12 protein-coding genes are annotated in these 11220 nt (G+C 49.2%); 7 read left to right on the top strand and 5 right to left on the bottom strand.

Translation table 11 applies throughout. The annotated features are described in order from the left end of the window. Nucleotides 1–16 precede the first annotated feature (16 nt). Nucleotides 17–1315: an aminopeptidase PepB gene (gene pepB / locus DFP83_RS04835; RefSeq protein ID WP_110573734.1), complete on the bottom strand. Its 1299-nt coding sequence runs from the start codon at nucleotides 1313–1315 to the stop codon at nucleotides 17–19. 57 nt (nucleotides 1316–1372) lie between these two features. Between pepB and sfsA the strand changes: the two genes are divergently transcribed. The 7 genes from sfsA (at nucleotide 1373) to panC (ending at nucleotide 7160) form a co-directional block, all read left to right on the top strand. Further along, on the top strand, nucleotides 1373–2092 hold the full coding sequence (gene sfsA, locus DFP83_RS04830) for a DNA/RNA nuclease SfsA (RefSeq protein WP_110573732.1): 720 nt from the start codon (nucleotides 1373–1375) through the stop codon (nucleotides 2090–2092). A gap of 129 nt (nucleotides 2093–2221) precedes the next feature. Then, a complete protein-coding gene (gene dksA, locus DFP83_RS04825; protein WP_110573730.1) occupies nucleotides 2222–2671 on the top strand; it encodes an RNA polymerase-binding protein DksA in 450 nt (149 codons plus the stop codon). After that, nucleotides 2664–3539: a tRNA glutamyl-Q(34) synthetase GluQRS gene (gene gluQRS, locus DFP83_RS04820; RefSeq protein WP_110573728.1), complete on the top strand. Its 876-nt coding sequence runs from the start codon at nucleotides 2664–2666 to the stop codon at nucleotides 3537–3539. Before dksA ends, gluQRS begins: the two co-directional genes overlap by 8 nt. A gap of 95 nt (nucleotides 3540–3634) precedes the next feature. Continuing rightward, a complete protein-coding gene (gene pcnB / locus DFP83_RS04815) occupies nucleotides 3635–5002 on the top strand; it encodes a polynucleotide adenylyltransferase PcnB (protein ID WP_110573726.1) in 1368 nt (455 codons plus the stop codon). After that, nucleotides 4995–5507 (top strand): 2-amino-4-hydroxy-6-hydroxymethyldihydropteridine diphosphokinase, encoded by a 513-nt coding sequence (gene folK / locus DFP83_RS04810; RefSeq protein WP_110573724.1) that lies wholly within the window; start codon nucleotides 4995–4997, stop codon nucleotides 5505–5507. Before pcnB ends, folK begins: the two co-directional genes overlap by 8 nt. Before the next feature lie 10 nt (nucleotides 5508–5517). Continuing rightward, the gene (gene panB / locus DFP83_RS04805; RefSeq protein WP_110573722.1) at nucleotides 5518–6315 is read left to right on the top strand and encodes a 3-methyl-2-oxobutanoate hydroxymethyltransferase; all 798 of its coding nucleotides are present in this window, start codon (nucleotides 5518–5520) and stop codon (nucleotides 6313–6315) included. A 2-nt stretch (nucleotides 6316–6317) separates the two neighbouring features. Next, complete coding sequence (panC, locus tag DFP83_RS04800) at nucleotides 6318–7160, top strand: pantoate--beta-alanine ligase (RefSeq protein WP_110573720.1); 843 nt, start codon at nucleotides 6318–6320, stop codon at nucleotides 7158–7160. On the opposite strand, the gene panP is transcribed toward panC, so the two are convergent. From panP to DFP83_RS04780, 4 genes are read right to left on the bottom strand one after another with little or no spacing between them, the layout of a single operon-like run. Next, nucleotides 7137–8798 carry a pyridoxal-dependent aspartate 1-decarboxylase PanP gene (gene panP / locus DFP83_RS04795; protein WP_110573718.1) on the bottom strand — a complete coding sequence of 554 codons (1662 nt, stop codon included), beginning with the start codon at nucleotides 8796–8798 and terminating at the stop codon, nucleotides 7137–7139. The two genes, panC and panP, sit on opposite strands and share 24 nt — an antisense overlap. Nucleotides 8799–8802: 4 nt before the next feature. Beyond that, complete coding sequence (gene trmB, locus DFP83_RS04790) at nucleotides 8803–9507, bottom strand: tRNA (guanine(46)-N(7))-methyltransferase TrmB (protein WP_110573716.1); 705 nt, start codon at nucleotides 9505–9507, stop codon at nucleotides 8803–8805. Continuing rightward, on the bottom strand, nucleotides 9504–10280 hold the full coding sequence (locus tag DFP83_RS04785) for an ABC transporter permease (RefSeq protein WP_110573713.1): 777 nt from the start codon (nucleotides 10278–10280) through the stop codon (nucleotides 9504–9506). Before DFP83_RS04785 ends, trmB begins: the two co-directional genes overlap by 4 nt. Further along, entirely contained in the window at nucleotides 10277–11212 is a 936-nt protein-coding gene (locus DFP83_RS04780; RefSeq protein ID WP_110573712.1) for an ABC transporter ATP-binding protein, read from the bottom strand. The genes DFP83_RS04785 and DFP83_RS04780 overlap by 4 nt, the downstream gene beginning before the upstream one ends. Between the last annotated feature and the right edge of the window lie 8 nt (nucleotides 11213–11220).

Here is an 11220-nt window from a genome sequence, read left to right as displayed (position 1 = left end):
ACCTATTCACCATTTATTAATCAGCTAATAGCGTAGCAGCAATCGTGCGAGCACCCATTGCAGTCGCACCTGCGGCCCACATGGAGGTTGACGATTTCTGATAAGCACCAGCTAAGTCAAAGTGTAACCAGCCCTGTCCCTCGTTCGGCGCAAAACGCAATAGGAAACCCGCCGCATTGCTTGCGCCACCGGCACCGCCACCTTTTTGAGGACGACTGTTTGCGCAATCAGCAAACGGTGATGGCGTGTTTTCCATATGCCATGTTGCTAGAGGCAAGCGCCATAACAGTTCCTTTTCTTGCGCCGCACAGTTTAGTGCACGTGCAGCCGCCTGCTCATCAATACTGAACACCGCATTAAACTCGTTGCCTACCGCCATTTGCGCGGCTCCGGTTAGCGTGGCTGCATCAATGACTTGCTTAGCACCCGCTTCACCCGCAGCCATTAGGCCGTCGGCAAGCACTAAACGCCCTTCAGCGTCAGTATTGACCACTTCAACGCGCAGACCATTTTTATAGGTAATGATGTCACCTAATTTGTAGGCTTTGCCGCTGATCATGTTCTCGGCGCAACACAAGAATAGCTTCACGCGCTTGTTAAGCCCTCGGCGAATAGCGGTTGACAGCGCGCCTGCGAGCGTCGCCGCACCGCCCATATCGCACTTCATGCTCAACATGCCTTCACTTGGCTTAATGCTGTAGCCACCTGAATCGTAAGTAATGCCTTTACCTACCAAGGCGTAGTCGACCGGTGCATTTTCATCACCCGTTGGATTGTAGTCAATCACCGCCAATACAGGCGCATGTTGGCTAGCGCGGCCCACGGTATAAATACCCATCCAGCCTTCGTTCTTCAATTCGTCGCCCACGATAAAACGCGCACTCACATGTTCAGGCGCCACACTCTTAAGGTGTTCGCTCACGCGTTCAGCCAAGCTTAATGGATAGATTTCTTCGGCAGATAAGTTCACCAACTCTCGAGTAAATTGGTTAGCAGCGCGCATATCATCAAGCTGCGCAACGACGCCTTGGTCAGTATCATTCCAAATGACTTGGTTATCTGACATGGTTGAGTTGAAGCCTTGGTAAAAGGCCCACTGACTCTCAAGATCCCATCCAGCTCCGGTGAGTTGCACTGAAGCATAGCCTTGACCATCGAGGTGTCGCCCGGCTTTTTGAATTTTCCGTAGATTTTCAACACTATCGGAGCCAATGTGCACATTGACACCTTGGTCGGAGTGACTCACTAAAACCGACTGTTTTAAAAACGCCGCAGGCTTATCCAAAGTTAGAAAAACACTTACTGAGCTAGACATCAGAATCATCTCCCATTAATTTGTCGATGCGTTTACTTTAGGGTTATGAGGACGGTCATGCAATTTAACAAGCCACTCGAGGTGGGCACTTTACGCCAACGATATAAACGGTTCTTAGCAGATATCGAATTTGCTAACCAACCCCAAAGTATCGAAACTGTCCACTGCCCAAATACCGGCGCCATGACAGGCTGCGCGGAACCAGGCTACAAAGTATGGTGTAGTGTATCAGATAATCCCAAGCGCAAATATGCAAAGACTTGGGAGTTAGCGCAAAACTTTGCTGATGAATGGATAGTGATCAACACCCAACGTGCCAACCAAGTTGCAGGCGAGGCGTTAGCGCACGGCGTAATACCAGAACTCAATGACTTTACAGTATGGCAAGCAGAGCAACGCTATGGCGAACAAAACAGCCGGATTGACTGGTTAGGTCAATCTACCGAAGGTCGCCAGTGCTATGTTGAGGTTAAAAGTGTCACGTTAGTAGAGCAGCAATGCGGCTACTTTCCCGACACCGTCAGTGCGCGCGCTATTAAACATGTGCAGGAGTTAGAATATATGCGCGCTCAAGGGCATCGTGCCGTGATGCTATATGTCTGTATGCACTCTGGAGCTGATCAGATAAAACCTGCGGCTCACATCGATCCAAAATACGCAAACGCCTGTATTAAAGCAGCGAAAAATGGTGTCGAATTTTATGCGCTCAACACCGAAATTAGTGAGCAGGGTATACGAGCCAACGGCGTGCTCCCGATAGTGCTGGGTGACGAATAATACAGGCTGTATGACTACTCAAAAAGTTCGAAAAGGCGTTGCCATAAGTGGGTCTTTCTGCTATATGTAGCGTCCTTTTTTTCAGCTTGTTTAATTTAAGAGCAGCGAATTAACTGTAGGAGAACCATGATGCCAGAGGGCAAGAAGAAAACGCATGGCATCCTGGCGCTTGCCGGGCTAGAGCCGTATCAAGAGAAGCCGGGCGAAGAATACATGAATGATGAGCAGCTAGCTCACTTTCGCAAGATTCTAGAAGAATGGCGCCGCCAATTACGTCAGGAAGTGGACCGTACGGTTCACCATATGAAAGATGAAGCTGCAAACTTCCCTGATCCGGTCGATAGAGCCGCGCAAGAGGAAGAATTCAGTATCGAGTTGCGCACACGCGACCGTGAACGCAAGCTCATCAAAAAGATTGAGAAAACTCTGCAAAAAATTGAAGAAGATGATTTCGGATTCTGTGGCTCATGCGGCATCGAGATTGGTATTCGCCGCTTAGAAGCACGTCCAACAGCCGACTTATGCGTCGATTGTAAAACTCTTGCAGAGATTAAAGAAAAACAGATGACCGGTGCTTAAGCCGATTCAACCACAGTCATCACCGCATTATCGGGGTCGGTTCGCACCGACCCCCTCAGGTCCGTTACACTTTGGTTCACTTGTTGCAGCACTGGGCAGTTTCTTAGATGCGCGTGCTCACCTCGGCAAATGGCTCGTACGCATCGAAGATGTTGATAAAACGCGCGCGGTCGCCGAAGCTGACCGACAAATCCTTGATCAACTTGAGGCGCACGGTTTGGTGTGGGATGAACCTGTTATTTATCAAAGTCAACGGGATACGACGTATGCCGATGTACTCGACAGTATCCTAGAACACACTTATGCGTGCGACTGCAGTCGCAAGCAGATACGCGCTCATGGACATTACTATAATGGCCACTGCCGAACGCGCCAACCTCGCCCAGCACCTTATGCGATACGTTTTAAAAACGACAATCCACACACTCACCTGTTTGATCGTCGCCATCAGCGTGTCGAAGCAGAAATCGAATTTGCCCAAGAAGACTTTATTCTGCGTCGGCGCGATGGGTTGTTTGCTTATCAGTTAGCGGTCGTTGTCGACGATCTTGAACAAGGCATCACCGATATTGTGCGAGGTTCGGATTTATTGATCCCGAGTTTTTGGCAGGCAACATTGTGGCAAACCTTGGGGGGATGCACACCCCGCTGGCTACATTTGCCATTGGTTACCGGCGTAGACGGACGTAAATTAAGTAAACAAAACCACGCACCAGCCATCGACTCAACACAGGCAATAGCAAACCTCGCCGCTGCAGCTGAGGTTCTATCGCTCCACATCGGGTCAGCAAAAGACTACGATAGTGTTGACTCACTTTTAGAAGCCGCTGTTCAACAATGGCAATCACAGTGGCAAATGATCGTATAATAAAGGTACAATACGCGCGCTAATAACATGAGCGTGCAGACGTAAAGCGGAGAACAGTCATTATCAAGCAATTCAAAAAGCTAGCTGAGCGAGCAATGTCGAGCTTTAAAAAGCCCACTAATAGCCGTTTACCACAGCTAACTAAGCTGACGCGCGATCAGCATCCAATATCTCGCAAAGACATAAGCGATAACGCCCTTAAAGTTTTGTATCGCCTCCACAATGCAGGCTTTGACGCCTATTTAGTGGGCGGCTGCGTGCGCGACCTATTACTCGGTATTCAACCGAAAGATTTCGACGTCACGACTAATGCGACGCCTGAACAAGTGAAAAGACTCTTTCGCAACTGTCGCTTAATCGGTAGACGATTTCGCTTAGCCCACATCGTATTTGGGCGCGACATTATTGAGGTCGCCACCTTCCGTGGTCATCACAAAGAAGAAGGTGATGAAGAAGCACCATCGCAAACACGCAAGCAGCCGGTTGCAAAAACCGACGAGCAAGGTTTCTTAGTTCGCGATAACGTGTATGGCTCAATAGAGGAAGACGCCGAGCGTCGTGATTTCACCGTAAATGCAATGTATTACAACATTGCTGACTTCTGCATTTACGACTTTGCCGGTGGTAAGAAGGATCTTGATGCGGGCGTTTTACGCCTGATAGGCGATCCCGAGCAGCGCTACCGCGAGGATCCTGTACGCATGCTACGTGCAATACGCTTTGCGACAAAGCTCAACATGCAAATGGATAAGCATGTGCAGGACCCCATCATCGAAATGTCAGCGTTGCTTAGAAATATTCCACCCGCTCGTCTGTTCGATGAGTTCTTGAAGATGTTTATGGCGGGTAAGGCCAGCGCAAACTTCGAGATGATGGTCAAACATAACCTGTTTCAACAAATGTTCCCGGTGCTTAAAACGTACCTGAAAGACGAGCAGTCGCCTGCCATTGCGCTCATAGAGCGCGCCTTATCTGACACAGATAAGCGTGTTAATAACGATCAGCGTGTCACGCCTGCGTATCTCCTTGCAGTGATGCTGTGGTATCCGATGGAGGCACGTCGCTCGCAATTAGAGGCTGAGTCTGGGCTACCACCGATGGATGCGCTTAACATTGCTTCAGCCGATGTGGTTGATCGTCAAAGCCAAACCGTCGCGCTACCTAAGCGGTTCTCACTACCGGTAAGAGATATTTGGCAATTACAGCTACGCCTACAAAGCACACGCGGCGGCAAGGCGATGAAGGTGCTTGAGCATAAAAAGTTCAGAGCCGCTTACGACTTTTTGATGTTACGGGCAGAGATTGAAGGTTCGGATGAACTGATTGAACTCAGTCAGTTTTGGACTAAAGCACAAAAAGCACCGGCAAAAGTCATTGGTAAAAAGCCAGGGCGCACAGGACCAAAGCGCCGACGTCGTCCACGCTCGCGCAAAAAGCCTAAAGGCTCTGAGAGTAATGAGTAATGCATACATTGCGCTGGGAGCCAATTTAGGCGACCCAGCGCAGCAACTAAAGCAGGCGCTTGCCCGCCTCTCGCACACCGATGAATTGCGGTTGCTTGACCTGTCCTCTCTCTACCATTCTCGCCCAATGGGTCCGCAAGACCAACCCGATTATGTCAACGCAGTATGCCAAGTAGCCTGTAATACACGCTCGGCGGCACAACTTTTAGCTTTGCTACATCAAGTTGAGGATGAGTTTGGACGCCAACGCATTCGTCATTGGGGAGAGCGCACACTCGACTTAGATCTACTTCTGTTCGATGATATCCGCTCTGATGACGAGGCGCTTAAATTACCGCACCCGGGTATTTATGAGCGGCGCTTTGTATTGCAACCCTTAGCGGAATTCGCGCCGCAACTCGAATTGCCAAATAACCATACCGTATCGCAGCAACTTGCGACGCTTACCGATGAGCCTCTTGCCGTGTTATGCTCACGTTCTGAACTTATGACTTTGCTCAGTTAAGGATAACCCTATGGCTGCGATGACCATTGCCAAACTACAAAAAAAGAAACAACAAGGCGAGAAAATTGCTTCGCTGACAGCTTACGATGCGAGTTTTGCCAAACTTATGGCAGAGCAAGGCGTCGACTGCATCTTAGTAGGTGACTCTTTGGGCAATGTAGTACAAGGTCGGTCATCAACGGTGCCCGTCACCATCACCGATATGGTTTACCACACCGCTTGTGTGCGTCGTGGCGCCCCCGACGCATTTGTCATGAGCGATATGCCTTTCATGAGTTACGGCACCTTGGACGACACACTCAAGAATGCGACTCAACTTATGCAAGCCGGCGCTAACATGGTCAAACTCGAAGGCGGTGATTGGCTCATCGATTCGGTCAAAGCCTTAACCGAGCGCGGCATTCCTGTATGTGCACACCTGGGATTATTACCGCAGTCGGTAAACGTCTTAGGTGGTTATCGGGTGCAAGGCAAAGAAGAGGCGCAAGCGCTGCATTTAATCGAGCAAGCCCAACAACTCGAGGCGGCAGGTGCTCAGCTACTTGTGCTTGAATGCATTCCAAACTCGCTCGGCAAGCGTGTCACACAAGCTCTCAGCATCCCGACCATTGGTATTGGCGCGGGACCGGACACTGATGGTCAAATTTTAGTTATGCACGATATGCTCGGTATGAACAGTGACTATCTGCCCAAATTTGCAAAGAACTTTTTGGCTGGTTCAGATGGCATTGACGCCGCTTTTCGACGGTTTACCGACGAGGTAAAATCGGGTGCGTTTCCAGCATTGAAGCATAGCTACGAGGGCTAGTTGTGTTAGTACTTAAAAATCTTAAAAGTATGCGCCAGTGGCGCTCTGAGCAGACATCGTCAGTTGCGTTAGTGCCCACCATGGGTAATCTGCACGAGGGTCATTTGAGCTTGGTTAGAAAAGCGCAAACGCTCGCTGAAAAAGTGGTTGTCAGTATCTTCGTTAACCCGATGCAGTTTGGCGCTGGCGAAGATCTTGATAACTACCCGCGTACCTTAGAGCAAGACTGTCGCCTGTTGAGTGAAGTCGGTGCTCACGCGGTTTTCACCCCAACCGTCCAAGAAGTTTACCCGCGCGGACTCGAACAGCAAACCCGCGTCGAAGTGCCCGACATCAGTGATATTCTGTGTGGCGCCAGCCGACCTGGTCATTTTACCGGCGTAGCAACAATCGTGTGTAAGCTATTTAATATGGCGCAACCCAACATCGCGGTATTCGGTGAGAAGGACTTTCAGCAACTGCAGGTGATTCGCTTAATGGCGAGCGATCTCTCGCTACCGGTGAAAGTCGTCGGAGCCGCCATTCAAAGGGAGCCCTCCGGTCTTGCCATGAGTTCTCGAAATGGCTATTTATCCGATGCACAGCGACACCAGGCGAGTCATATTTATCAGCAACTGTGCTGGGTGAAGCAGCAGTTACGTGATGCCACCCAGGTCAGCTCGCTGTGTCAGCAAGCAAGCCAACAGCTGGAGCAGCAGGGTTTTAACGTCGATTACTTTGAAGTGCGCAATGCGCATGACCTCACACCGGCGTCGAGTGACGCATCGGAGTGGGTCATTCTAGCGGCGGCAAAACTCGGTAACACACGCCTTATTGATAATCTACGCGTCCCGAATCAAGCCTAACTCGCGCATTTCAGTATGCAGAGCGCCTCGTAAGCTGGTTGCCTTTTCAGCGATTTCACGTTGCTCTTCAATAATCTCGCGTAACATGTCATGGGTCGTCAACGGATTAGCCAACACGACCCTGAATACCACCGTAGGTACACGATGATAATGCTCAGGTGTTAACTTGGTACGCGATACGAATGAACGACCACTCTCACGCTGACGCTTTTGGATATAACGAGTCAGTGCATTTAAGTGCGGTGTTAGGCGCTCCACTTGCTCAGCATTAGCCTCCGCAAGCGCTTGTTTCACTCGTCTTGGCACAAAGCGATAGGTCAGTAAGCAAAGCTCGGGTTCGGTAATCACCTCAAAATCATCTTGCTCGGCTATTAAGTGAGAAAAGTAACGCGCTTTCTCTAGGCTGTTATTGATAAGCAGCTCATAACCACGACGCCCAATCACATGCATGGCAGAAAACACCATCATCGCCATACCGGGACGAGAGCCTTCCATTGTGTGTGAGCCCAAATCTTTTGAACCTTGGCGAATAATATATTCCGCGTGATGTTCGATCGCCTTAACCATGGCTGGATCTTTAAATAACACTAATCCCGCACCCATTGGCACATACATTTGTTTATGTGCATCAATCGTCACGCTATCTGCACGCTCGATACCATTGAGCAAGTGTCGATAATCGTTAGACAGCAAGGTGGCACCACCCCACGCCGCATCGACATGGAAGTGTATACCCAATTGTTCGGCAATGTCGGCCATGTCAGCTAAGGGGTCAATATGTCCGGTCTCGGTGGTACCGGCAACACCGACTATCGAGAGTACTTCTCCGCCTTGTTCACGCACGTTTTGGCATGCTTGTTTCAGTGCGTCCACTTTGATTCGGTTGTTGGCATCGGTTGCGACCGCTACCAGGTTTTTCCGCCCTATCCCCAAGACATCAGCCGCTTTACTTAGAGAATAGTGCCCACGCTCCGAGACCAATATGACCAAACGCTTATAGTTATAATGCGCCAGCCCAGCCGCTAAGCCCTCTGCTGCAATTCCAGCAAAGTCACCATCGGGTTTAAGCAATCGGTTACGCGCTACCCACAAGGCCGTCATATTGGCAATTGTTCCGCCAGAGCAAAATGCACCGAGCGAATGTTGTGCGCTGTGCATCCAGCGGTTGTAAAACGAAGATTCGCGTTGATAGACCAGATGGTGCAACATGCCGATGACATTACGTTCGAGCGGCGTGAATGCTTTTGAGGTTTCAATTTTGACTAAGTTCTGATTAAGACCCACCATCAGCTTAGCCAATGGCATCAGGAAGTAAGGCAACGCCGAAGTCATATGCCCAATGAACTTCGGTGACGCTGTATGTACCGAATGCGCCACCAACTTCTCAAGCAGAAACTCCGTATGATCTGAAACAAACTGGGGGTCTTCTGGGATAGACGCTTTTTCGAAGTCACGTTCGATATCCTGCAGCGGCTTTTCCTTTGCCACAATGTGATCACCCAAAAACCCTAAAAGGTTTTCGGACAAGTCCTTCTCGATTCGACTCAACGTTGAATCGGGTGCCTCAGGTAACGTAAAAATACGATACAAGGCCTCTTGGTTCACTTCTGCGTATGACTTATCGTCAGCGTCACTCATATAGTTACCTGTTCACATTCTCGACTGCAGTCACTGCCGTCGTTAAATCAGCGGTTAACCGCCATAGTGCCTGTCCACTGGCTAAATACTTCCGCTCAAAAGGCGTCATCGCCTGAGCGGAATCAATTCCTAAGTAGCTCACCTGTGCATCCACCTGATTCAAGCTCAGCGCTTGTGAGACTTCAAGCAAGTAAGTACTCCAATTCGAACGCATTTGTAGCTGCCCACCTATTTGCACAACAGCAGGCCACACGGGCGAACCGTGCCAACGACGCGCCAAATGCGCCTGTTTAGGCCATGGGTTTGGATAAAGAATCGTGTGCAACTCAACCCGCCACTTCGCATCAGCGACCAAACGCCAGAAATCGAGCAAGTCAGCTCTTACAAGGTAATAACGTTGTCCTCGCGACGAGGCCTCATAAAAGTCATGCTTATCTAAACGATGACTCGACTTATCGACCCCTATTACTAATGCCTCAGGGTGTTGTTCGGCGAGTTTTGCAGTACTCTCACCTACGCCACAGCATGAGTCGAGGATAACCGGTCCCTGCCACGCTTGCACACGCTCGTTGACTGCATCAAATGCGGCTTGGTTGTGTGCTTGTATCGGCTTTAAAAAGGTCGACTGCCAGTGTCGCAGAGCGACACCGAGCGTATCTTCGTGAGGACCGGTTTGGTTCGAATGAACCGGACGTGCTTCATGACTCACGAACGAATTCCCTTACCTTTTTCTAGCAAATAATAGGCGCCTGAGAAGAACACCACATTAAACGCAATTAACACCCACATCGCTGTAGCTATCCCGACATCCGATTGGCCAAGGAAGCCATATCGGAAACCATTAACCATGTACAAAATAGGATTAGCCATTGATACGTTTTGCCAAAATTCGGGTAAAAGCGAGACCGAATAAAATACGCCACCTAAGTATGTCAGTGGCGTCAATACAAACGTCGGTACGATTGAGATATCATCAAATGTCTTACCAAACACACCATTTAATAATCCACCCAGTGCGAACAGCGTAGACGTCAGTACCACCGTCAAGATCACATAACCAATGTGTGCAATGCTGATATCGACAAACAAAAACGACACGCATGTCACAATCACAGCGACAATCATCGAGCGAGCCATGCCGCCCCCGACATAACCGAGTATGATTGCCCACGTCGGCACAGGTGAAACCAGCATCTCTTCGATATTACGCTGAAACTTTGCACTAAAAAAAGACGACGCGACATTGGAGTAAGAGTTGGTAATGACCGACATCATGATCAAACCGGGTACAATAAACTCCATATAGCTCACGCCGCTCATGGTGCCGATGCGCTCACCGACGATGCTACCAAAAATAACAAAATAAAGTGTCATCGTAATCGCAGGTGGCACTAAGGTCTGGACCCAGATACGAAGAAACCGCGTACACTCTTTTATCCAAATCGTTTTTAGCGCGATTAGATTGGCCGATGCATTACTCATTGATTGCTCTCCTCTTGTTTTCGGCCGTTCTCAACCATATGCACAAATAATTCCTCTAGGCGATTCGCTTTATTGCGCATGGATAGCACTTTAGCCCCTTGCTCACTCAGCTGCTCAAACACCTTATTCAAACCAACGTCTTTCTCGACGTCGACCTCAAGGGTGTTCTCGTCTGTCCAACGGTTTTCGAAACCATCGATAGCAATATTTTGATGACCTTCTTGTAAATCCAAAATAAAGGTTTCACGACTCAACTGAGTCAGTAGCTTTTTGATCGATGTGTTTTCGACAATGCGCCCTGCATCGATGATGCCGATGTTACGGCACAGCGTCTCTGCCTCTTCTAGATAATGAGTGGTCAGAATAATGGTGATACCTTCTTTGTTGATTTGCGTAAGGTAATCCCACATAGAACGACGCAGCTCAATATCAACGCCCGCAGTGGGCTCATCCAAGATCAACAGTTTTGGTTCGTGTAGTAACGCACGTGCAATCATCAAGCGGCGTTTCATGCCACCCGATAGCGCGCGGGCAGGCTGATCACGCTTATCCCACAGACCCAATTGCTTGAGGTACTTCTCGGAGCGTTGGTGCGCCAGCTTACGTGGCACACCATAATAACCCGCTTGATTAACAACAATCTGGCGTACTGTTTCAAACTGGTTAAAGTTAAATTCTTGCGGCACTAAACCGATCTGTCTTTTTAAATCAGCTAACTGCGTATCGAGATCGTAACCGAAGACAGAAACCTGACCTTCGGTTTTATTCACCAAACTTGAGATCACACCGATAGTCGTTGATTTACCGGCACCATTAGGCCCGAGCAGGGCATAGAAATCGCCCTCTTTAACGGTCAAGTCGATGCCTTTTAGCGCCTCAAAGCCGCCTTTATAAACTTTTCTTAAGCCCTTAATTTCTAATGCATTAGTCATTACTAAAA

It is taken from the genome of Idiomarina fontislapidosi, assembly GCF_003226255.1.
In the GTDB taxonomy this organism is placed as follows: Bacteria; Pseudomonadota; Gammaproteobacteria; order Enterobacterales; family Alteromonadaceae; genus Idiomarina; species Idiomarina fontislapidosi.
The sequence above is the reverse complement of the archived record's forward strand: the minus strand, read 5'-3'. Positions and strand labels throughout refer to the sequence as shown.